This is a genomic window from Pseudomonas sp. MN1F (assembly GCF_009391885.1).
Taxonomy (GTDB): domain Bacteria; phylum Pseudomonadota; class Gammaproteobacteria; order Pseudomonadales; family Pseudomonadaceae; genus Aquipseudomonas.
The window spans coordinates 60451-82147 of record NZ_VZII01000006.1 but is presented as its reverse complement, the minus strand read 5'-3'; the positions used below and the strand labels follow the sequence as shown (position 1 = coordinate 82147).

General features: G+C 67.7%; 17 protein-coding genes. 2 read left to right on the top strand and 15 right to left on the bottom strand.

Annotation, left to right across the window (positions count from 1 at the left end; all coding sequences use genetic code 11):
• Positions 1 to 187: 187 nt before the first annotated feature.
• Positions 188 to 1513: a spinster family MFS transporter gene (locus tag F6X59_RS02885; protein WP_372240285.1), complete on the top strand. Its 1326-nt coding sequence runs from the start codon at positions 188 to 190 to the stop codon at positions 1511 to 1513.
• A gap of 143 nt (positions 1514 to 1656) precedes the next feature.
• On the opposite strand, the gene F6X59_RS02880 is transcribed toward F6X59_RS02885, so the two are convergent.
• The 10 genes from F6X59_RS02880 to F6X59_RS02835 form a co-directional block, all read right to left on the bottom strand.
• A complete protein-coding gene (locus F6X59_RS02880; RefSeq protein ID WP_178120025.1) occupies positions 1657 to 3039 on the bottom strand; it encodes a DUF1329 domain-containing protein in 1383 nt (460 codons plus the stop codon).
• Between the two features lie 87 nt (positions 3040 to 3126).
• Positions 3127 to 4815: a class I adenylate-forming enzyme family protein gene (locus F6X59_RS02875; RefSeq protein ID WP_152954367.1), complete on the bottom strand. Its 1689-nt coding sequence runs from the start codon at positions 4813 to 4815 to the stop codon at positions 3127 to 3129.
• A gap of 22 nt (positions 4816 to 4837) precedes the next feature.
• Complete coding sequence (locus F6X59_RS02870) at positions 4838 to 5992, bottom strand: acyl-CoA dehydrogenase family protein (protein WP_152954366.1); 1155 nt, start codon at positions 5990 to 5992, stop codon at positions 4838 to 4840.
• Positions 5989 to 7194 carry an acyl-CoA dehydrogenase family protein gene (locus F6X59_RS02865; RefSeq protein WP_152954363.1) on the bottom strand — a complete coding sequence of 402 codons (1206 nt, stop codon included), beginning with the start codon at positions 7192 to 7194 and terminating at the stop codon, positions 5989 to 5991. The genes F6X59_RS02870 and F6X59_RS02865 overlap by 4 nt, the downstream gene beginning before the upstream one ends.
• A 68-nt stretch (positions 7195 to 7262) precedes the next feature.
• Positions 7263 to 8432 carry an acyl-CoA dehydrogenase family protein gene (locus tag F6X59_RS02860; protein WP_152954361.1) on the bottom strand — a complete coding sequence of 390 codons (1170 nt, stop codon included), beginning with the start codon at positions 8430 to 8432 and terminating at the stop codon, positions 7263 to 7265.
• Positions 8433 to 8442: 10 nt separating this feature from the next.
• Positions 8443 to 9621 carry a lipid-transfer protein gene (locus tag F6X59_RS02855; RefSeq protein WP_152954360.1) on the bottom strand — a complete coding sequence of 393 codons (1179 nt, stop codon included), beginning with the start codon at positions 9619 to 9621 and terminating at the stop codon, positions 8443 to 8445.
• A gap of 17 nt (positions 9622 to 9638) precedes the next feature.
• Entirely contained in the window at positions 9639 to 10058 is a 420-nt protein-coding gene (locus tag F6X59_RS02850; RefSeq protein ID WP_152954358.1) for a MaoC family dehydratase, read from the bottom strand.
• Positions 10030 to 11163 carry an acyl-CoA dehydrogenase family protein gene (locus F6X59_RS02845; protein WP_152954356.1) on the bottom strand — a complete coding sequence of 378 codons (1134 nt, stop codon included), beginning with the start codon at positions 11161 to 11163 and terminating at the stop codon, positions 10030 to 10032. The genes F6X59_RS02850 and F6X59_RS02845 overlap by 29 nt, the downstream gene beginning before the upstream one ends.
• 10 nt (positions 11164 to 11173) lie before the next feature.
• Positions 11174 to 12142 (bottom strand): bifunctional MaoC family dehydratase N-terminal/OB-fold nucleic acid binding domain-containing protein, encoded by a 969-nt coding sequence (locus tag F6X59_RS02840; RefSeq protein WP_152954354.1) that lies wholly within the window; start codon positions 12140 to 12142, stop codon positions 11174 to 11176.
• Positions 12143 to 12199: 57 nt separating this feature from the next.
• Complete coding sequence (locus tag F6X59_RS02835) at positions 12200 to 12973, bottom strand: SDR family oxidoreductase (RefSeq protein ID WP_152954352.1); 774 nt, start codon at positions 12971 to 12973, stop codon at positions 12200 to 12202.
• Positions 12974 to 13109: 136 nt separating this feature from the next.
• On the opposite strand from F6X59_RS02835, the gene F6X59_RS02830 reads away from it, so the two are divergent.
• A complete protein-coding gene (locus tag F6X59_RS02830) occupies positions 13110 to 13895 on the top strand; it encodes an enoyl-CoA hydratase (RefSeq protein ID WP_152954351.1) in 786 nt (261 codons plus the stop codon).
• Positions 13896 to 14369: 474 nt separating this feature from the next.
• Here F6X59_RS02830 and F6X59_RS02825 read toward each other — a convergent pair whose 3' ends face one another.
• The 5 genes from F6X59_RS02825 to F6X59_RS02805 all read right to left on the bottom strand — a co-directional run bounded on the left by F6X59_RS02825 (position 14370) and on the right by F6X59_RS02805 (position 21691).
• Positions 14370 to 15137: an SDR family oxidoreductase gene (locus F6X59_RS02825; RefSeq protein WP_152954349.1), complete on the bottom strand. Its 768-nt coding sequence runs from the start codon at positions 15135 to 15137 to the stop codon at positions 14370 to 14372.
• Positions 15134 to 16810, bottom strand: coding sequence for an FAD-binding protein (locus F6X59_RS02820; protein WP_152954348.1), 1677 nt, complete (start codon positions 16808 to 16810; stop codon positions 15134 to 15136). The genes F6X59_RS02825 and F6X59_RS02820 overlap by 4 nt, the downstream gene beginning before the upstream one ends.
• Entirely contained in the window at positions 16807 to 18528 is a 1722-nt protein-coding gene (locus F6X59_RS02815) for an FAD-binding protein (protein ID WP_152954347.1), read from the bottom strand. The genes F6X59_RS02820 and F6X59_RS02815 overlap by 4 nt, the downstream gene beginning before the upstream one ends.
• 122 nt (positions 18529 to 18650) lie before the next feature.
• Positions 18651 to 20222, bottom strand: coding sequence for an amidase (locus F6X59_RS02810; RefSeq protein WP_256669030.1), 1572 nt, complete (start codon positions 20220 to 20222; stop codon positions 18651 to 18653).
• A gap of 32 nt (positions 20223 to 20254) precedes the next feature.
• Entirely contained in the window at positions 20255 to 21691 is a 1437-nt protein-coding gene (locus F6X59_RS02805) for a coniferyl aldehyde dehydrogenase (protein WP_152954342.1), read from the bottom strand.
• Between the last annotated feature and the right edge of the window lie 6 nt (positions 21692 to 21697).

The following is a 21697-nucleotide window of genomic DNA, read 5'->3' as shown; positions in this document are numbered from 1 at the left end:
GAGATGAGCTGAATGATTCACCCTGGCCAGGTGCGAAACATCGTCCGTCGAGACTAGTCCTGCAGTGCCCGCTGCAAGGCTGGCCAAGGCCATGGTCCAACAGCGAAACTGGTCTGAACAGACGATGAAATCGCGCCGCCATGCGCCGAGCATCGTGCGCACCTAAAACAAGAAGTGGAGCTGTGCTGTGAACCCATCCCCTCCCGTGACCTGGCGTACCCACTACGCCTTGCTGGTGCTGGCCAGCATCTATGTTTTCAACTACATCGACCGCCAGCTGATGGCGATCCTGATCGAGCCGGTCAAGCTCGAGTTCGGCATCTCCGACACCGGTATCGGGCTGCTTTCAGGGGTCACCTTCGCGGTGTTCTACACGGTGTTCGGCCTGCCCCTGGGGCGGCTGTCGGACCGCATCGGGCGCAAGCCGGTGATTGCCTTCAGCTGCATGGCCTGGAGCCTGATGACCATGCTCTGCGGCATGGCCGGCAGCTTCTTCACCCTGGTGCTGGCGCGAATCGGCGTGGCCATCGGTGAAGCCGGCGGCACTGCGCCGTCGGTGGCGATGGTCTCCGACCTGTACCCGCCGCAACGCCGCTCCACCGCCCTGGCGGTGCTGATGCTCGGTTCTAGCCTGGGCGCCATCGTCGGCCTCGGCCTGGGTGGCTGGATTGCCCAGCAGCATGGCTGGCGCTATGCGTTCCTGCTGATCGGCGCGCCCGGCATCCTGCTCGGCCTGTTGCTGTTGCTGACCGTGCGCGCACCCAAGCCCCTGCGGCTGCAGCAGGCCAGCGCCGCGCCGGCCGAAAGCTGGCTGCAGACCCTGGGCGAGCTGCTGCGCATGCCGTCGTTCCTGTGGCTGGTGCTGACCGGTGGCGCGGCGGCCATCGCTGGCTATGCCATTGGCACCTGGAGCCCGAGCTTCCTGATCCGCTCACACGGGCTGAACATGCAGCAGGCGGGTTTTCTGGTGGGGGTGATCGGTGGCAGCGGGTCGACCATCGGCACCCTGGTGTGCGGCATGCTCACCGATAGGCTGGCCCGGCGTGATGTGGGTTGGCAGATCGGCGTGCCGTTGTTGGGCACGCTGCTGAGCATTCCGTTTGCCCTGGCCTACTTTCTGTGGCCGCAGGGGACTGCCTTTTACATTGGCGATACGCCGGTGCCCCAGGCGTTCCTGTTCTATAGCGCGTTTGGCTTCTTTGGTGTGTGGTGGGCGACGCCGTGCCTGGGCGCGATTACCCACCTGTTCCCGGCCACTCGGCTGGCCCAGGCTACGGCGATTTTCGTCATGGCCATGACCTTGTTGGGGGTTGGCCTGGGGCCTTTGTTGATCGGGATGCTCAGCGACCTGTTCCTGCCGAGTCTGCAGGGGGAGTCGCTGCGGTATGCGCTGGCGGCTTCCGTGGTGTTGCTGGTGCTGGCGGCGGTGTTTCTGGCGATGGCTTTGCCGCGGTATCGGGCGCAGATCAAGGGGGTGGCTAGCGGCAAGGTGGTTGCCGCGGTGGCGGTGTAGGGGCTGGCGCTCCCACAGGGATCTCGCGCCAGCTTTAAGAAATTGAGCAAGGCAGACACCTGTCAGCCCTCCCCCAATCTCACAAAAAAGGCCCGGCAGGGTCACCCCTGCCAGGCCTTGTTCACCTCCGGTACATCACCCCATCAACGCCCAATCGCCCGCGCCGCATCGGCGGTATACATATCCGGGGTAAACTTGCTCTCGTTGAGAATCGGCCCCTTCTTCGCCTCGTTGGTCATCCCATACCCGGTGTACTGCCCCGAGTTCAGATCCATGAAGAACTGCGACCCGGCCTGCCAGCCACTCATGTCCGGGTGGTAGTAGTAGTTGACCATCGCATGCTTCCACAGCTGCCCACGGGCATCGTAGTTGTCGGCCATCACCGCGTTCCAGGTGTCCTCGTCGATAAACAGCACACGCTTGCCGTACACATGGCGGTAGCCTTCCTTCAGGTCGGCCTCGACCACCCACACCCGGCGCAGCTCATAACGCATGAACTCCGGGTTGGGATGGTTAGGCGTCAGCAGTTCAGCGTACTTGACCGTGCCAGCATTGGCCTTGAAGGCGTTGGCCGGGCTGTAGATCTCGCGCTTGCCCAGCAGCTTCCAGGTGTAACGCTCCGGCGCGCCGTTGAACAGGCGGTCCTCGTCCACCGTCATGGTGCCGTTGGTGCCGATCATCGGCTGGTCGTAACCGTACCCCGGCATCTGCCGCACACGCCGGGTTGACGGGCTGTAGGACCAGGCCTGGCGCGCCGAGGTGACGAAGTTGTAGGGCTCGTGGGCAATGCTGATCACGCCGTTGTCACGGGCAGGCTTGAGCGTAGTGTTGTAGCTCATCGCCTGGACCATGTCGGAGGTTTTCGGCTCCACGGTCGGCGAGTTGGCCTGCGACAGGTTGCGCGCATGGGCGCGGCCCCAGCCGATGCTGCCGTTGGGCAGTACCGAGGCGAGGTCGGAGATTTTCTCCTCGGTGTAGGCGCGCGCCGGCAGCTGGTGGTTCCACAGTACTTCCATGCCGTTCTTGGGAATCGGGAACGGCACCTGGCCCAGGCCCTCGACACCCAGCCCATCGTTGACCAGCTGGGCATGCAGGGCGTTGTCCATCACTCGCCGGCACACGTAGTCGGGGTAACGGAAGTCGCGGTGCCCCGGGTAGATGTTCATCTTGTAGCTGGTCGGGTACTTCTTCAGCAGCGCCTTCTGGCCATCGGTCAGGTGCGCGGCGTACTGGTCCATGTTCTGCGCGGTGATCACCAGGATCGGCTTTTCATTGGCATACGGGTCCACCGGCTGGTCACCGGAGAACTTGACGTGGTTCCAGCCCGGCACTTCGCCCAGGTACTTGCCGGTGTAGGGCGGGATGGTGCCCTCGGCGTTGCCGGCCTGCTCGGCGCCAACGCAGGTCAGGTCCTTGCCCAGGCGGGCGGCCTCTGCAGGTGGCACGGCGGCGTTGGCGCTGGTCACCAGCCCGCTGTTGAGGGTCAGAGCGGCTGCGAGCATCACAGTTGTTGTTGTCGTTTTCATGTACTGCCTCCTTCGCTGATAAGGCTTGTGGTATGGCTTCATTGTTCCGGTTCCTGCCGGCACGGCATCGTCCGGAGGGACTACGAGTCAGGCGCTGACCAGGCGTGCCTTGAGCTCGGCCTTGAGCACCTTGCCGGTGGCGTTGCGGGGCAATGGCTGGTCAACCCGATAAACCTGGGCCGGCACCTTGTAGGCAGCCAGGCGCTCGGCGATGAACGTGCGCACCTGCTCGTCGGCCGGCAGGCTGGCCGCAGCGCCATGAATCGCCAGCGCCACCACTTCCCCGTGCAGCGGGTCAGCGACCGCGAACGCCGCCGCTTCCAGCACCCCAGGCATGTCGCTGACGCAGGTTTCGATCTCGGCCGCAGAGATCTTCTCGCCGCCGCGGTTGATCAGGTCCTTGACCCGGCCGCTGATGAACAGGAAGCCCTCGTCGTCGAGGTAACCGAGGTCGCCGGTGTCGAGCCAGCCGTCGCGCAGAGTCTGCCGGCTGGCTTCGGCGAGGTTCCAGTAGCCCTGCATCAAGGTTGGCGAGCGCAGCCAGATCAGCCCTTCGCGGCCAGCCGGCAACGGCTGCAAGGGGTCGTCGCCGATGCGCACCTCGACAATCGGCAACGGCCAGCCGGCGCTGGCCGGGCAGTAGGCGAACAGGTCGCCGCCAATCGCCGCGCCGATGCCGTTGCTTTCGGTCAGGCCATAGCCACTGCCGGCGATCACCTGGGGCTTGCGCACGAGCATCTCGCCCAGCAGCCCGGCCGAAGACGCGCCACCGCCAAGGCCCAGGCCAAACAGGCTGGCGGTGTCGGCGCCGTCATAGCGGGGTGAGGCCAGCAGCTGCTGCATCATCACCGGGGCGCCATTGAACTGGGTGCAGCGCTCGTCGCGGATCAGGTCCAGCGCCTGCTCGGCATCCCACTTGTACATCAGCAGCAGGCGCCGGCCGCCGCGCAAGGCCGAGAGGAACTGCGCATGCAGGCCACTGACATGGAACAGCGGCACCGCCATCAGGCTGGTCGAGGCAAAGCCACTGCCGAGCATGCCGGCCACCCGCTCGGGCGAGGTCAGCGCACAGAACGCGCCCTGGAACTCCAGCGCGGTCAGCGCCTGGCAGATCGCCCCATGGCTGGACAACACGCCCTTGGCGCGGCTGGTGGTGCCGGAGGTGTAGAGGATCAGCGCCGGGGCTTCAGGCGCCAGGTCCACGGCAGCCAGCGGCAGCGGTTCGGCCGCCAGCAGGTCCTCGTAGCGCAGGCAGTGCGCAGGCAACCCGGCGTCGGCGGCGCGCCCGACCACAATGTAGGTGCGCCCGGCTGCCGCCAGGTCGTGCTGGAGCAAGGCCAAACGTGCATCGTCGCCGATCAGCAAGCGCGCCCCGCTGTCCTCCACGCCATGCAGCAGCTCATCGTGCAGGCCCCAGCTGTTGAGCGGCACGCACACCGCGCCGCAGCGCTGGATGGCGGCAAACGCCACCAGCCAGGCCGGCTGGTTGCGCATCGCGATCGCCACCCGCTCGCCAGGGCGCAGGCCCAAACGGCCTGCCAGCTGGCCGGCCAGGCGGTCGACCGCGTCGAAATAGTCGGCAAAGCTCAGCCGCTGCTGCTGCCAGACGACAAACTCCTTGTCGCCATGCACCCGTGCGGCGTCGAACACCTGCAGCAGGTTACGTGGCGCATGGCGAAACCGGCGCGGGCCGCCCGCAGCCGGGGCCATCACTTCAAACGGTGAACCGGGGGCAATCAACTGCGCCCAGGCGTGCCGCCAATGGTCAATGTTCATCAGGGTTCTCCAGCCGCTGCGCTCAGGCGCAGGCTGCATCGAGGGCGGCATAGCGTTCGCAATGGAAGTCGCGATCACCCAGGCAGGCCTGGGCCACCCGTACCCGCTTGAGGTACAGGCCAACATCCAGCTCGTCGGTGACGCCGATGCCGCCATGCATCTGTACCGCCTCGTTGGCGACCTGCAGTGCGGTATCGCCGGCCTTCCACTTGGCCAGGCTGACCAGCCGCCCACGCCGGGCCGCATCCAGTTGTGGGTCGTCGAGCGCCGACAGGCCGGCCATCACCGCACTGCGCGCCAGGGCCAGCTCGGTATACAGGTGCGCGGCGCGGTGCTGCAGGGCCTGGAACGAACCGATCGGCACGTCGAACTGGACCCGGGTCTTGAGGTATTCCACGGTGGTCTCGAACAACTGCTGCGCAGCCCCCAGCAGCTCCGCCGCCAGGCACGCCCGGCCGCGGTCGAGCACCGCGTCCAGCACCGCCCAGGCCTCCCCGGCCGCCCCCAGCAGCGCCTGGCGGCCGACCCGCACCTGGTCCAGGCGCAGGCGCCCGCTGTTGCGCGAATCGATCAGTGGCAGCGCCGTGCACTGCACGCCCTGGCTGTCGGCCGGGACCAGGAACAGGCTGATGCCGGCCTCCTCACCGGCTTGGCCTGCTGTTCGCGCCGCTACCACGTAGGCATCGGCACCAACGCCATCGATGACCCAGAATTTTTCCCCGCTCAGGCGGTAACCATCGCCCTCGGCGACCGCCGTCATGGCCACGTCGCAGGGGCGGTGACGGGCACCCTCCTCCAGCGCCAGGGCCAGGCGCCGCTCACCGAGGATCGCTGCCTGCAGCCAGTCGTTGTGCTGCTGCGCGGAGCCTGCCAGGGCCAGCAACGAGCCGGCCAGGACCACGCTGGACAACAGTGGCGTCGCCGCCAGGTGCTGGCCCTTGGCCTCGAAGATCGGCCCCAGGCCCATGCAGCCGAAGTCCAGCCCACCCAGGTGCTCGGCAAACGGGATGGCGCTCCAGCCCAGCTCGACCGCCTCGCGCCACAGCTGGGTGTCGAAGCCTTGCGTCACGCCCTGGTCACGCAGGCGCCGCTGCGCCGCCACCGGACTGCGCGCAGCGAGAAAGTCGCGGGCACTGTCGGCCAGCAGGCGTTGTTCGTCGTTGTAACGCAGGTTCATGCCGACACTCCTTTCTTGCCGTCGGGCAAACCAAGCACGCGCTTGGCGATGACATTGAGCTGCACTTCCGATGCGCCCCCGGAAATGGTCAGCGCATAGCTGTTGAGCCAGGCGCGGGTCACCGCCAGCTCGCGCTCGCTGAAGCCCGGCGCCTGCCAGCCGAGGGCGTGGCCGCCCATGGCGTCGAGCAGCACCTCGAACTTGTCGCGCTCCTGCTCGGTGTGCAGCAGTTTCATGATCGCCATCAGGCCGCTGATGTCGTCGCCGGCACGCCCCTCCTCGGCCATGCGCTGCACCGTCAGGCCATAGGCATGCTCATCCATCGCGCAGGCCACCGCCCGCGCCTGCAACGCCAGCTCGCCCTGGCTGCGCGGCTGCGGCAGGTATTCGCGCAGCAGGGCCAGCAGGTCGAAGTGCGACGGCAGGCTGAACTCGCCGAACTTCGACATGGCCTTGCGCTCGTGCTGCAACAGGTACTTGCCGAGGTTCCAGCCCCCATTGAGCGGGCCGATCAGCTGGCTCTTGGGCACCTTCACGCCATCGAAGAACACCTGGCAGAACGCCGACTTGCCGCTGATCAGGTCGATCGGCACCGGCTTGACCCCAGGGCTGCGCATGTCCAGCACGATCAGGCTGATGCCTTCATGCTTGGGCGCCTGGCTGTCGGTGCGCACCAACGCGTACATCCAGTCGGACTGGTCACCGTAGGAGGTCCAGATCTTGCTGCCATCGACCACGAAGTGATCGCCGGCGTCACGAGCGGCCATTTTCAGGCTGGCCAGGTCGGAGCCGGCGTTGGGTTCGGAGAAGCCCTGGCACCAGCGCACCTCACCCCGCGCCATCGGCGGCAACAGGCTGCGCTTCTGCTCTTCGCTGCCATAGGCCAGCAACACCGGCCCGAGCATCCAGATACCCAGGTTGATCTGCGGTGGCCGGCACTTGAGGCGGCGCATCTCGCTTTCCAGCACCGCCAGCTGCTCGGCATCCAGCCCGGCGCCGCCGTAGGCCTCGGGCCATTCGGGGCAGAACCAGCGCTTGTCGCGCATGCGCTCGAACCACAGGCGCGCATCGTCATTGGCGAACTGCGGCTGGCTGGCGCCCCACACCACATCGCCTTCGCCCATGGCGGTGCGCATCGACTGCGGGCAGTTGGCTTCCAGCCAGGCACGGGTCTCGTGCCTGAATTGCTCTATCGTGCTCATCGGATGCAACCCTCGGCCCAGGCCCCGGGCGCTGCCGGGGCGGGGCCTTTCGTTGTGGTTGTGGTGGCTCAGCGCTGGGTGCGCGGCATGCCCAGGCCGAACTGGGCGATCAGCTCGCGCTGGATTTCATTGGTGCCGCCGCCAAAGGTCACGGTGACCGAGGCGCGCAGTTCGTACTCCAGGTCGCCGTGCAGCGCTGCCGCCGCCGAGCCGCCACGGACCACGCCGTTGGCACCGACGATGGCCGACAGCCGGCGCAGGATTTCGATCGCCGACTCCGAGCCGTACACCTTGGTGGTCGAGCTCAACGCCACGTCCATGTGCTCGCGCTCAAGGTTGGCGGCAATGCGCAGATTGATCAGGCGCATGGCCTCCAGGCGCGCATAGCACTCGGCCAGCGAGCTGCGCACCCAGGCCTTGTCCATTGCCCGCCGGCCCTGCTCGTCACGGGCCTTGGCCCACAGGTAGACGCGGCGGAACAGCCCGACGACCTTGTCTGACCAGGAGCCCAGGCCCAGGCGCTCGTGGTTGAGCTGCGAGGTGATCAGCTTCCAGCCGCCGTGCAGTTCACCGACCAGCATGTCCTTTGGCACCCGCACGTTGTCGTAGTAGGTGGCGGCGGTCGGGTTGCTGGTGGTCGGAATCACCGTGCTGGAGAACCCCGGCAGGCGGGTGTCGAGGATCAGGATCGACACGCCCTTGTGCCGCGCCTGGCTCGGGTCGGTGCGCGCCGCCAGCCAGATGAAGTCCGCCGACTCGGCGCCCGAGGTCCACAACTTGTTGCCGTTGACCACGAAGTGCTCGCCGTCCAGCCGGGCGCTGGTGCGCAGCACCGCCAGGTCGCTGCCGGCATCGGGCTCGGAGTAGCCGATGGCGAACATGATTTCGCCCGCGGCGATGCCCGGCAGAAAGCGTTCTTGCTGCGCCGCGCTGCCATGTTCCATCAGCGCCGGGCCCACCGTGCTGATGGTCACGAACGGCAGCGGCGCGCCGGCGATGTTGGCCTCTTCGAAGAAGATCAGCTGCTCGGTGGCGGCGTAGCCCTGGCCGCCATGGGCCTTCGGCCAGCCCACTGCCAGCCAGCCGTCACGGCCCATCTGGCGCACGGTCTGGCGATACAGCTCGCCGCCCTCCTGGCCGCGCAGGCGCTCGCGCAGCTCGGGGGTCATCAGCGCCTGGAAGTAGTCGCGCACCTGGCGGCGCAGCGCATGTTGCTCGGGGGTAAGATCGACGAACATGCTGTGCTCCTCAGGCCGCGCCCAGAATCAGGCCACTGGTGGGCACACCGGTGCCGGCGGTGACCAGCACGTTTTCCACGTCTGCCACCTGGTTGACTGCGGTGCCGCGCACCTGGCGCACCGCCTCGGCGATGCCGTTCATGCCGTGGATGTAGGCCTCGCCCAGCTGCCCGCCGTGGGTGTTGATCGGCAGCTTGCCGCCGCGGGCGTGGTGCCCGGCGCGGATGAACGCCTTGGCCTCGCCACGCCGGGCAAAGCCGAACTCTTCCAGTTGCGGCAGCACGAACGGGGTGAAGTGGTCGTAGATCACCGCCGTCTGCAGCGCCTCGGGGCCGAGCCCGGACTGGCGGTACAGTTCCCGGGCGACCACGCCCATTTCCGGCAGGCCGGTGATGTCGTCGCGGTAGAACGAGGTCATGCTCTGCTGGCCCTGGGTGATGCCCTGGGAGCCGGCCTTGATGGTCACCGGCTTCTGCCGCAGGTCACGGGCGCGCTCGGCCGAGGTGATGACCATGGCTACCGCCCCGTCGGACTCCTGGCAGCAGTCGAGCAGGTGCAACGGTTCGCAGATCCAGCGCGAGGCCTGGTGTTCTTCGAGGGTGATCGGCTTGCCGTGGAAGAACGCCTTGGGGTTGGTCGCGGCAAAGTCCCGCGCGGCCACGGCCACCCGGCCGAAGTCTTCGGAGGTGGCGCCATAGGTGTGCATGTAGCGCTGGGCGAACATGCCGACCCAGGCGGCCGGGGTATGGAAGCCGTGGGGCATGTACCAGCCGTAGTTGACGTTGTCGAAGATCGGCGTGGCAGCAAAGCCGTAGCTGCCGCTGCCAAAGCGGTACCACGAGCGTTCGTTCATCGCCCGGTACACCACCACTACTTTGGCCACCCCGGTCGCCACCGCCATGGCCGCGTGCATCACCGGCGCGCAGGCAGCGCCGCCGCCGTGGGGCACCTGGGAGAAGAACTTGACGTCCTTGCAACCCAGCAGGCGGGCGATTTCGTACTCCGGCACCTTGTCCACCGAATAGGAGCTGAAGCCCTCCACTTCCGAGGGGTCGATGCCGGCGTCGCGCAGGGCTTCGAGGGTGGCTTCGAGGGCCAGGCGCAGTTCGGTGCGCCCGGAGTTCTTGGAAAATTCGGTCGCGCCCAAGCCGACGATTGCGGCGCGCCCGGAAATCGACATCGTGTTCATGCTGCTGCCTCCAAAGGTCATGGCAGCACCAGCGCGACCGTGCCGGTCACGTGGTTGCCCATTGAGTTCTTGCCGCTGAGGGTCACTTCCACCGTGCGGGTTTCGGGGTCACAATCGGTCACGCTGCCGCTGAAGGTCATGCAGTCGCCGGGGTAGTTGGGCACGCCCAGCTTGATCTTCAGCGTGGTGAAGCGCGCCAGCGGGCCGGCCCAGCCTTCGACGAAGCGCTGTACCAGGCCGTTGGTGGTGAGGATGTTCATGAACACATGGGGCGAGCCCAGTTCACGGGCGGCATCCAGGTCGTGGTGGCCAGGGAAGTAGTCGCGCGTGGCAATCGCGCCGCCGGCAATCAGCGCCACCGTGATCGGCACCTGCAGCGCTGGCAGGGTTTCGCCGGGGCGCACATCGTCAAAGCGCTTGGTGTTCTTCGAGGTCATATTTCCATCCCAGCTTGTCGTTGTCGCTCAGCCAGTCGCCGAGCCGTTCCAGGCATGCCGCCGAACCGCCCAGGGCAATGCCCAGGGCGCGGCTCCAGTACAGGTAGCGGTGAATCGGGTAGGTCAGGTCGACGCCAATGCCGCCGTGCACGTGCTGGGCGACATGGCCAATGCGGTGGCCGGCCTCGCAGGCCAGGTAGGCGGTGGCCTGGGCCTCGGACGGTGCCGGCAGGCCGGCGTCCAGCCGGTAGCACAGCTGCCACAGGGCGCTGCGCAGGGCCTCCAGGGCGATGTGCGCATCGGCCATGCTCATCTGCACCGCCTGGAAACTGCCGATGCGCCGGTCGAACTGCTGGCGCTCGCCGACATAGGCCACGGTGCGCTGGATGTGCTCGGCACTGACCCCCAGTTGCAGGGCCGCCAGGGCGGTGATGGCACGGGGTTCGAGCCAGGCCAGCGCGGCGGCGGGCAGCACGCGGTCGGCACTGACCCGCAGGCCCTCGATGTGCAGGTCGGCGATGGCTTCGCCATGGGTCAGCACCCCCGGCACGCGGCGGATAGCCGGGTTGCCGAGGTCGAGCAGCAGCAGCCGTGGCTGGCCGTTGGCAAGCACCGGTAACAGCGCTGCGTGGGCCTGCCCTCCGAGTGGCAGTGCGGCCACCTGCCCGCTCACCTGCCAGCCCTCGGCACACGCCGTGGCCTGCAAGGCGATACCGTTTGCGGCGTGCAGGCCGTCCAGCGACAGGCTCAGCAAGCGCTCGCCAGTAGCGGCCTGGGCAGCCAGCGGCGCCAGGTCGCCCAGGCCAAAGGTGGCCAGGGTCGCGGCCGCCAGCTGATGCCGCCACAGCGGTACCTGGCCGAGGCTGCGCCCTTGGGCCTGCAACACCAGCATCAGTTCGGTCATGCCCAGGCCGCTGCCGCCCTGCGGCTCCGGAATGGCCAGGGCATGCAGGCCGGTTTCCTGGCACAGCGCCCACAGCGGCGCCATCAGCGGCTCGCCGCTGGCATCCCAGTGGCGCAGGTAATCGTCGTGGCAGTGGTCGGCGAACAGGCTCTGGGCCATCTGTTCGATGGCCCGCTGGTCTTCGCTCAGTTGAAAGTCCATAGGGCGCCCCTTACTCGGCCGCAGGCCGGAACAACGGCAGGGTCTGCTGCGCGTCGAAGGTGTGGAATTCGACCTGCAGGCGCTGGCCGATCTGCAGTTGCTCGCGCTGCACGCCGATCAGCCCGGCGACCAGGCGCACGCCCTCGTCCAGCTCGATCAGGCCGATCGGGTTGGGGTGGTCGAACGGCGGCACTTCGGGGTAGTGCATGACCACGAAGGAATACAGGCTGCCGCGCCCGCTGGCCTGGACGCTGTCCCACTCGAAGCTGTGGCAGGCCATGCACACCGGTGCCGGTGGGTGGCGCAAGGTGGCGCAGGCGCTGCAGCGCTGGATCAGCAGGCGGCCTTCGGCGCAGCCTTCCCAGAAGAACCGGGTGTCGTCGCTCACCCCTGGCAGCGGGCGCTTGGCCTTGGCCAGTGCGGTCTCGGGCTTGGCCGCTGGCTGCGGGTTGGCCGGGCGGAACTTGAACACGCGGAACAGCAGCTCGCCCACCGGCTCGTCGCCTCCGGGCTTTTCGACGAAGTGGCTCATCACCAGGGTGACGAAGAAACCGGTGCCCAGGGCGGTGGTCTTCTCGTCGCCCACCGCGTCCAGGCGGGTGGTGTAGTACAGCCGCTCGCCCAGCTGCACCGGGCGGGTGAAGCTCAGCTCGGAGTTCACCGCTACCACCGAGGCGTAGCCGTATTCTTCGATCAGCTTGAGCACTTCGTACGGGTTCTGCTCGGTGGAGCCCGGCGGGTAGTTGTTGGCATGCAGCCCTTCCATGGTCCACACCTGGAGCATGGCCGGCGGGGCGACGATCGCCTGGTGCGGGCTGCTCTGGGCAAAGTCGGGGTCGCTGTAGAGCGGGTTGTCGACGCCCATGATCTCGCACCATTGGCGGATCATCGGCGCATTCACCGCATCCCAGGCATACACCCGGCCATATTCGCGGCCCACGAGGGCGCGCACGCTGGATAGCAATTGTGGGTCAGCCAAAGTCGTCTCCTGCTACGTGAGGGCGGCGCGCCGATACGGCCACCGCCAGGTGGTCGATCAAGTTGGTAGGGCCTGGGCCGCACTGAGAAACGCCGGGCGTTCGCCACCGCCGTGCAGCAGCAGGTTGCAGCCGCTGGCATAGCTGGCCAGGGGTGAGGCGATGTACAGGCAGGCGTTGGCGATGTCGCTGGCAGCAGCCATGCGCCCGGCCGGGATGCCGGCGCTGACGGCGGCAATACCGTGCTCGCTGCCGTAGTGCAGGTGGGCCTGGTCGGTCAGCACCAGGCCGGGGCTGACCGCGACCACGCGCACTTTCGGCGCCCACTCCACGGCCAGCGATTGCACCAGCGCCAGCACACCGGCCTTGGCCGCGCCGTAGGCGGCGGTGCCGGGTGAAGCACGCAGGGCGCTGATGCTGCCGATGAAGACGATGCAGCCGCCCTGCGCCTGCGCCTGCATCAGGCGGTTGGCATGCTGGGCGGCGTTGAGCGGTGCGATCAGGTTCAGCCGCAGCACGCCCTCGTGAAAGCGCGGCGAGGCGGTGGCGGCCACCGCCGACGGGCTGCCGCCGGCGTTGTTGACCAGCACGTCGAGGCGGCCGAAGTCACGCTCGATGGTGTCGAACAGTGCCTGCAGCGAATCGCCGTCGCGCACGTCGGCGGCGATGAACTCCGCGCTGCGGCCCTCGGCGCTGGGCAGCTGTTCGGGCTGGCTGCGGGCGCAGACGATCACTTGCGCCCCCGCCGCGAGAAACCCTTCGGCGATACCCGCGCCGATCCCTTTGCTACCGCCGGTGACGAGCACCACCTTGCCACTGTAATCAAACGCCATAGCCTGTTCCTCGTTCTGCCATGGCAACCGACTCTAGAGGCTCGAAGACGGGTGTACTTCGTCTGAACGGACGATGAATGGGCCAGGGTGCGGGGTAACACTGGCGGCCATCGCGCCCCTGCACACGAGGAACACCATGCCTGATTCAGCCGCTCCACCGGTCCTGCTCGAACGCCCGCTACCGGGCGTGGCGTTGCTGCGCCTGAACCGCCCGCACGCCACCAATGCCCTGAGCCTGGAGCTACAGGCCCTGCTCTCGCGCCACTTCAGAGAATTGGCTGCAGACCCGGATGTGCGCTGCATACTGCTGACCGGTGGCGACAAGGTGTTTGCCGCTGGCGGCGATATCGGCAGCATGGCCGGGGTCGGCCCGATCGATATCTACCGGCGCCATACCGAGCGGGTCTGGGCGCCGATCCAGCACTGCCCGAAGCCGGTGATCGCTGCAGTCTGCGGTTATGCCTATGGCGGCGGCTGCGAGCTGGCGATGCTCGCCGACCTGATCGTCGCCGGGCGCAATGCGCGCTTCTGCCAGCCGGAGATCCGCATCGGCATCATGCCCGGCATCGGCGGCACCCAGCGCCTGGTGCGGGCGGTGGGCAAGGTCAAGGCCATGCGCATGGCGCTGACCGGGCAGCCGATCAGTGCCGAAGAGGCCTGGGTGGCGGGGTTGGTCAGCGACCTGGTTGACGATGACCAGGTGCAGGGCCATGCGCTGGAGCTGGCGCGGGTGATTGCCGGGATGCCGGCGCTGGCGGCCGAGCAGATCAAGGAGGTGATCCTGGCAGGGATGGATGCGCCGTTGGATGCGGCACTGGCGCTGGAGCGCAAGGCTAATGCGTTGTTGTTTGCTTCACGGGACCAGAAGGAGGGGATGCAGGCGTTTATCGAAAAGCGGGCGGCGCGGTTTGAGGGGTGGTGAGGTTTGCTCGGGATAGGGTTAAGGCTGCAATGTGCCTGCCATGACATTTGCAGCGCCTGTGGGTGCCTGCCATGGCTTTTTCAGCGCCTGTGAGATCGAGCGCCGCCCGCGCGGCGCATCGCGGGCAAGCCCGCTCCCACATTTGTTTCGGGCCAATCTTTCCTGTGAAGCCAACAGGGACCGCTTTGGTGCACGACTGGAGACTGGTGGTGCCGCATCAGCGCCTACCGAGATGCATCGCCAGACCCTGTTAGCTTCCACCGAAATGCATCGCCATGCTAACAAGGCGGGTCCTGTTGGCGGCACAGGAGTAACTGGCCCGAAACAGATGTGGGAGCGGGCTTGCCCGCGATGCGCCGCGCGGGCGGCGCTCGATTTCACAGGCGCTGAAAATCCCAAGCCAGGAAAATCCCAGGCGCTAAAAATCTCAAGCCAGGAATACCCCAGGCACTGGAAAACCCAAGCCAGACCCCCTCAGATCGACATCACCAACTGCCCACTATCAATCCGCAATTCCACCCCATTCACCGCCCGCGCCTCATCACTGGCCAGGTACAACACACTGGCCGCCACATCCTCAGGCAGGCACATGCGGTTCATCGGGTCACTGTCGATGGTCAGCCGCGCCGGGTCGACCCCTTCAGGAAAACCGCCACGGGTCATGTCGGTGAGCACACCATCCGGATGCAGCGAGTTGCAGCGGATGCGATATCGCCGCCGCCGGCAAAACGCCGCTACCGAGCGTGTCAACGCCGCCACCGCGCCTTTCGAAGCACTGTAGGCCAGGTAATCGTCACGCCCGGCCAGGGCCGCCACCGATGACAGATTGATGATCGACCCACCCTGCTGCTTCATCAACGCGATGCCCGCACGGCAGCCCAGAAACACGCTGGATGCATTGACCCGCATCAGCCGCTCCCAGTCGCGCAGTTCGGTGTCCTCGATGTTGCCGGGCTGCAGCATGCCGGCATTGTTGAGCAGGATATCCAGCCGGCCATGGCGCTCGGCAATAACCGCCATCACCCGCTGCCACTGCATCTCATCGCTCGCATCATGGACGATGAAGCTGGCCGCCGAGCCCAACGTTTCAGCCAGGGCCAGCCCGGCCTGTTCATCGATATCGCTGATCAGCACCTGGGCGCCTTGCTCCACCAGCAGCCGTGCACTCGCCGCGCCGATGCCCTTGGCGCCCCCCGTGACCAGGGCAACCTTGCCCTGCACCCGCCCGTTTCGTTCACTCATGACGCTACCTCGCAGTCCGTGTTCAGGCGCGCCCCGTGAACCACTGCGGCCCCGGCACGACGCCCGGAGAACACGCAGTCGGCCAGGGACAGGCCACTGATATAGAGATGAGAAGGAATGCCCAGCGCCGTGCGCCCGGCCGCGAACAACCCGGCGATCGCCTGGCCGTCGCCGTCCAGCACCGCGCCGCTGCCCTCGTCCACGCGCAGGCCACCGAGGGTCAAGGCGCCCAGCGGGAAGATCGGGTTGCCCACCGAGATATCGCAGGCATAGAACGGCCCCTGCTCCAGCACCTGGCGCCCGCCCGCCGATTTGCCGAACGGGTCCGGCGCCTGGCCACGGGCCGCGGCATTGTTGGCGAGCAACGCCTGGCGCAGGTTTTCCGCGCGCATGCCGGTGGTTTGCGCCAACTGCTGCAGGCCCTTGCCCTTGCGCGCGCCCAGCAGCATCAGCACCAACGCCGGTAGCGCCTGGAACCACCAGTAACCGCCAAACAGCGCCTCGCGCAGGGCCTGCTTGCGCAACGGCGCATCGAGCACCAGCCAGGCTTGCCCGCCCTGCTCTTCCATCAACGGCTGGCCGAGGGTCGCGCCGTACACTTCTTCGTTGCAGAAGCGCTCGCCGGCGCGGTTGACCACGATGCCCTTGTGCCAGCTGTACGGCGGGTTGATGAAACGCCAGGCCGATACCCGCTGCAGGCGGTCGCTGGCCGCGCCGACGCTCAGGCCCAGGCGCAGGCCGCTGCCGTCGCAGCCGGTGGCGCCGACCTTGAAGTTGCGGCGGAACGCCGGTGCGTGGGCCTTGATCAGTTCGCGGTTGAAAATGAAGCCACCGGTGCTCAGGACCACCCCGTTCATTGCCCGCACCAGCCAGGGCCGGGCGTGCTTGTGTTCGAGCGCGCTCAACCGGCGACGCAAGCGGTCGCAGTAGCCCGGCATGAAGTTCTGCAGGCGTTCGGCGCGGGCCGCCAGCTGCGCATGCTCGCGCGCCTGCTTGCTGCCCGGTGCCAGGCGCCACAACTCTGCGCCGATCACCCGCCCCTGGCCGTCGAGCACCAAGCGCCGGGCAGCTGACTGCGGCAACGGCCGCACGCCGGCGCGCAGGCAAGCCGCCTGCAAGTGGCTGTATAGCACCGCGCCGCACTGGCCCTTGCCGACCGTGCGGTGGCCACGCGGCGCCGCTGCGCGCTGGCCGGCATAGGCCGGCACCAGTTCGTTGCCCGAGTAGTAGAGAAAGGCGCCGTCGGGCGGGTACGAGGTCTTGCCGCCAGGTGGCATCTGATGGGCGAACGGCGCGCCATGGCTCTCCAGCCATTGCAGGTTGGCGACGCTGTCGCGGCAGAAGCGCCGCAACGTGTCGTCACTGACCACGCCCTGGGTTTCATGCTTGAGGTAGTCGAACATCGCCTCGGGGCTGTCGTCGAAGCCGGCCGCCTGTTGCTGCCGGGTACCGCCGCCGGCGTACACCACGCCACCACTGCGGGCGCTGGCACCGCCGCCGGTGAAGCGGTCGGCGACCAGTACATCGGCGCCCTCGGCGCGTGCCTGCAGCGCCGCGCAGGCCCCGGCGGCGCCCCAGCCGATGACCAGCACATCGCACTGCGCCTGCCACTGCAGCGCCGCCGCGTCGGCCACCTGCAACGGTTCGAGAATCGTAGTGACGGCGCTGCTCATGCCACCTCCCGACGCGTTGCGGCCAGGTGGTTGGCGGCCACGTAGGCAAAGGTCATGGCCGGGCCCAGGGTACCGCCTGCACCGGGGTAGCTGGTGCCCATCACCGAGGCCGAACAGTTGCCGATGGCATACAGGCCGGCAATCACCGAGCCGTCTTCACGCAGCACCTGGGCCTGGGCATTGGTCAGCAGGCCGCCCTTGGTGCCGATGTCGCCGGCATCCAGGCGCATGGCGTAGTACGGCCCCTTGCGCAGTGGCGCCAGGCACGGGTTGGGCTTGATGTTGCAGTCGCCGTAGTAACGGTCGAAGACATTGCCACCGCGGCCGAAGTCCAGGTCGACACCGGTACGGGCATAGTCGTTGACCTTGGCCACGGTGCCGGCCAGGCCCTGTGCGTCGATGCCAATCTTGCCGGCCAGGTCCTCCAGGCTGTCGGCCTTCCAGTACAGGGTGTCGCGCCACTCCGGGCGCAGGCGGCTGTCGGGCATGACCTGGGCCGGCATCAGCGGGCCCATGGCGTAGTTGAAGCGGAAGTGGCCGTCGAAGATCACCCAGGCCGGTACCGAGCCACCGCCGGTGCGGGCATTGTCGCGGTGCATGGCGTCGACGAATTCCAGGTACGGCGCCGCCTCGTTGACGAAGCGCTGGCCCTGGCCATTGACCACGATGGCCCCGGGGAAGGCGCGCTCGGCGAAGATGCCTCGGGGCTTGTCCTCGCCGGGCACGGCGATGGTTGGCGCCCACCAGGCCCAGTCCATCAACGCGGTGGCCGCGCCTTGGGCCAGGCCGGCCTGCAGCGCGGCGCCGGTGTTGTTGCCCGGTGGCGTGGCGCTCCAGGCCATGCGCGTGGGCTTGGGCAGGTACTGTTCACGCAGGGCCTGGTTCTGCTCGAAGCCACCAGAGGCCAGGATCACCCCATGCCGGGCCTGCAAGGCGAGTTCGCGGCCCTCGCGGTAGATGCGCACGCCGCTGACCCGGCCCTGCTCCACGATCAGTTCACGGAAATCGCTGTTCAGCCACAGCGGCACGTTGCGGTCCATCAGCGAGCGGCGCAGCGAACAAACCAACGAGCTGCCCAGGGCGGCGCGGCGGTCGAAGCGGCTTTTGCGGCGCCACTTGAAGTCGAGCTTGTAGCGCAGCATCAGCCGCAGGATCAGCAGGCGCCAGCCAAAACCGCGGGCCATGGCCTTGTGCGCATCCCGTGCGGTCCAGGCGATACGGCCCATCAGCAGGGTCGAGGGTGACGGCTTGCGCAGGTTGTCCAGCTCGGCGCCGAGCAGGCTGCTGTCGAACAGTTCCGGGTCGAGAGTGCGCCCGCCGGGTAAGGCGCCGGGCAGGTGCGGGTAGTAATCCGGGTACTTCGCCGCCACCGCGTAGCGCACACGGCTGCAGCGGGTGAGCGCCTCGATCATCTTCGGCGCGTTGTCCAGGTAGGCCTGCAGGCGGGCCGGCTCGACCTGGCCACCCGCGGCGGCATCGAGGTAGCGGCGCGCCTGCTCGACACTGTCGTTGCCGCCCTGGCGGGCGAAATAGTGGTTGTTGGGGATCCAGATGCCGCCCCCGGAAATGGCCGAGGTGCCACCGAACTTGTCGCTCTTTTCCAGAACCAGCACGCTGAAGCCCTGGTCGGCAAGGAACACCGCCGAGGTCATCGCGCCGGCCCCCGAGCCGACCACTATCACGTCGTACTGGGTTTGAGACTGATCTTGAGCCGTCATTGTTGTTGTGCCATTCGCTAAGGTCAGGGAAGAGCCGCCAGCACCCTCGCGGTGCGGCTGGCGGCGTGCATCCCATGATCGGCGCTGGCTGACGGGCACTCATCGTCAAAGCGGACTAGGCGCTACAGCTGCGCCCGCCGCCCAGCCCACGGGCGGTCCTGCTCCAGTTGGCTGGCCAGGCGCAGCAGCAGGTCTTCGCCGCCGAGCCGGGCGGTGAACAGCATGCCCACCGGCAAGCCGCTGTCGCTCTGCCCCAGTGGCAGCGACAGCGATGGCTGGCCGCTGACGTTGGCCAGCACGGTGAAGCCGGCGCTGCCCATCGCCCGCTGGGCGTAGCTGTCCCAGCGCTGGTCGAGGCTGAGCTGGCCCAGGGCCGGGGTGAGGTTGGCGGTGACCGGTGAGAGGATCACATCGAAGCGGGTGAACGGCTGCTCCATCGCCGCGCCGATGCGCTCGAAGCTTTGCCGGGCGCGGTACATCGCCTCGCCATTGGTGGCGCGGGCCCGTTCCAGCACCACCTGGGTGATCTGCTCCAGGTCGCCCGGGCCGGCTGCACGGCCCAGCGCCTGCTCGCGCTCGTGCACCAGGCTAGTCAGCGCGGTGCCGATCACCGTGCCATGGGCACCGAACAGCTCGCGGGGGTCCACGGTCAGCTGCAACTCTTCGAGCTCATGACCGAGGCCCTGCAACTGCTTGATGGTCTGTTCCAGGGTGGCGGCAATCGCCGGATCCAGCGGCGCACCGGTCAGCGACTGGCGCACCACGGCCACGCGCAACTTGCCCGGGGCGCGCTGCAATTCGTCCACATATGGGCGCTCCAGCGGCGCGCTCCAATAGGCGCTGCCAGCCTCGTGGCCCTGCCCGGCATCGAGGAACAGCGCGGTGTCACGCAGCGTGCGCGACACCACATTGCCGACGCTGGCACCGAACCAGCCCTCGAAATGCAGCGGGCCACTGGGCGTGCGGTAGCGGCTGGGCTTGAGCCCGACCAGGCCGCAGTACGACGCCGGGATGCGGATCGAGCCGCCGCCGTCGGTGGCATGGGCCACCGGGACGATGCCAGCGGCCACCGCTGCGGCGGCGCCACCGGATGAGCCGCCAGCGCTCATGGCCAGGTTCCACGGGTTGTGGGTCTGGCCCCAGAGCAGCGATTCGGTGGTGGTGGTCAGGCCGAATTCCGGGCAGGTGGTCTTGCCGAACGGTACCGCGCCGGCCTGCTCGTAGCGGGCGATCAGGGTGCTGGTGACCGTGGCCGGCGGCGCGTCGCGGAACAGCCGGCAGCCATGGCTGGTCGGCGTGCCTTGCAGGTAGGTATTGAGGTCCTTGAGCAGCAGCGGCACGCCGGCCAGCGCGCCCTTGGCGCTGTCGCCAGCGGCGCGGCGACGGGCCAGCAGGGCTTGGGCGTAAGCCTCGTGCAGCATGTTCACGGCGCCGACCCTTGGGTTGACGGCGGCATGCCGGGCCAGTGCGGCCGCCAGCAGCTCTTCGCCACTGAGGCTGCCGGCACGCACCGCCTCGGCCATGGCCCAGGCGTCCAGGCCTTGGTAGTCAGCGGCAGACAGGCCGGTGGCTGCGGCGTCGGCATAGCGCCCCAGCACGCCAACGCCCAGGCCGACGGCGCCGGCCTTGAGCACGCTGCGACGTGACCAGCTGGAGGTAGCAGTGGAATGCGGATCTTGGGTCTGATTACTCATGGCGTCCTGTTCTTCATTGTTGTTATTACGCATCAGTCGGCAGTGACCTGGGCCAGCATGGCGGCGAGGTAGTGCTCGCCATAGGGTGGCAGCAGCCCCCACTCGCGGCGCGGGTCGTGCGCCGGGGCCTGGAACACGCTGCGCAGGTGGCTGAACTGCAGGAACCCCTCACGGCCGTGATAATGCCCCATGCCCGAGGCGCCGACACCGCCAAACGGCGCGTCGTGCAGGGCGGCATGCATCATCACGTCGTTGAGCGTTACCCCGCCCGACAGCGTGTGGTCTAGCACCCGCTGTTGCTCCTGCAGGTCTTCACCGAAGTAGTACAGCGCCAGCGGCCGGGGCCGGCTGTTGATCTGGGCAATGGCCTCGTCCAGCGCGTCATAGGCCAGCACCACCAGCGCCGGGCCGAAGATTTCTTCGTGCATGATCTGCGCCTGCTCGGGCGGGTTGACCACCACGCTCAACGGCCGACGGCGTTCACCCGCGCTGCAGGGGGCCACCTCGGGCATCGTCTCGACACGCACACCAAGCTGCTGCGCATCCTGCACCAACGCCTCGACCCGCGCCAGGTGCCGGGCATTGACCACGGCCACCACATCCGGGTTGCCGGCCACGCTCGGGTTCAGTGCAATGTAGGCGGCGCGCAGTTCGGCGATGAAGCCCTCTTGCATCGCCCTGGGCACATAGACCAGGTCTGGGTTGATGCAGATCTGCCCGGCATTGGTGGCCTTGGCCACGGCGATGCTGTGCGCGGCCTTGGCCAGGTCGGCACTGGCGGAGACGATCACCGGCGACTTGCCGCCCAGCTCCAGGGTCACCGGCACCAGATTCTGCGCGGCATTGGCCATCACCTTACGACCTACCGCCGTGCTGCCGGTGAACACCAGGTGATCGAACGGTTGGGCGGTGAAGGCATCGGCCAGCTCCGGGCCGCCGGTCACTACCGCCACCTCCAGCGGGTCAAGGTGCGCGGCGCACAGTTCGGCGACCAGTGCTGCCGTGCGCGGCAGCACCTCGGAGGGTTTGAGGATGGCCCGGTTGCCGGCGGCAAGGGCCGATGCCAGCGGGCTGAACAGGGTGTACAGCGGGGCATTCCAGGTGCCGATGATGCCCACCGTGCCCTTGGGCTGGTAACGCACCCAGGCCTTGGCGCCGAGCTGGTCGTAGGGGGCGAAAGGCGCTCTGGGCTCATCGGCCATCCACTGCTGCAGGTGGTCCCTGGCGTGCTTGAGGCTGGCCAGGGCACCGAGCACATCGTTCATCAGGCTGAAGCCGGCAGGCCGGCCGCCGAAATCCTTGTCGATGGCCTGGGTCAGGCTCTGATGGTGGTGCACCAGCAGGTCGATCACCTGCTGCAGGCGCTGGCGACGGCGTTCGGCGGTGACGGCGCCCTCGCCGACGAAGGCGCTTTGCTGCCGCGATAACAGACCGCTGAGCGCCTGGACCGATGACGAAACGGGTGGCATGGGTGT

What these genes read in the sequence shown, in the direction of transcription:
- F6X59_RS02835 (WP_152954352.1), bottom strand. Translation starts at nt 12,973, where the DNA reads ATGGCGTTTGATTACAGTGGCAAGGTGGTGCTCGTCACCGGCGGTAGC.
- F6X59_RS02850 (WP_152954358.1), bottom strand. Translation starts at nt 10,058, where the DNA reads ATGACCTCGAAGAACACCAAGCGCTTTGACGATGTGCGCCCCGGCGAA.
- F6X59_RS02815 (WP_152954347.1), bottom strand. Translation starts at nt 18,528, where the DNA reads ATGACGGCTCAAGATCAGTCTCAAACCCAGTACGACGTGATAGTGGTC.
- F6X59_RS02860 (WP_152954361.1), bottom strand. Translation starts at nt 8,432, where the DNA reads ATGTTCGTCGATCTTACCCCCGAGCAACATGCGCTGCGCCGCCAGGTG.
- F6X59_RS02845 (WP_152954356.1), bottom strand. Translation starts at nt 11,163, where the DNA reads ATGGACTTTCAACTGAGCGAAGACCAGCGGGCCATCGAACAGATGGCC.
- F6X59_RS02870 (WP_152954366.1), bottom strand. Translation starts at nt 5,992, where the DNA reads ATGAACCTGCGTTACAACGACGAACAACGCCTGCTGGCCGACAGTGCC.
- F6X59_RS02805 (WP_152954342.1), bottom strand. Translation starts at nt 21,691, where the DNA reads ATGCCACCCGTTTCGTCATCGGTCCAGGCGCTCAGCGGTCTGTTATCG.
- F6X59_RS02825 (WP_152954349.1), bottom strand. Translation starts at nt 15,137, where the DNA reads ATGAGTGAACGAAACGGGCGGGTGCAGGGCAAGGTTGCCCTGGTCACG.
- F6X59_RS02820 (WP_152954348.1), bottom strand. Translation starts at nt 16,810, where the DNA reads ATGAGCAGCGCCGTCACTACGATTCTCGAACCGTTGCAGGTGGCCGAC.
- F6X59_RS02875 (WP_152954367.1), bottom strand. Translation starts at nt 4,815, where the DNA reads ATGAACATTGACCATTGGCGGCACGCCTGGGCGCAGTTGATTGCCCCC.
- F6X59_RS02830 (WP_152954351.1), top strand. Translation starts at nt 13,110, where the DNA reads ATGCCTGATTCAGCCGCTCCACCGGTCCTGCTCGAACGCCCGCTACCG.
- F6X59_RS02880 (WP_178120025.1), bottom strand. Translation starts at nt 3,039, where the DNA reads ATGAAAACGACAACAACAACTGTGATGCTCGCAGCCGCTCTGACCCTC.
- F6X59_RS02865 (WP_152954363.1), bottom strand. Translation starts at nt 7,194, where the DNA reads ATGAGCACGATAGAGCAATTCAGGCACGAGACCCGTGCCTGGCTGGAA.
- F6X59_RS02810 (WP_256669030.1), bottom strand. Translation starts at nt 20,222, where the DNA reads ATGAGTAATCAGACCCAAGATCCGCATTCCACTGCTACCTCCAGCTGG.
- F6X59_RS02855 (WP_152954360.1), bottom strand. Translation starts at nt 9,621, where the DNA reads ATGAACACGATGTCGATTTCCGGGCGCGCCGCAATCGTCGGCTTGGGC.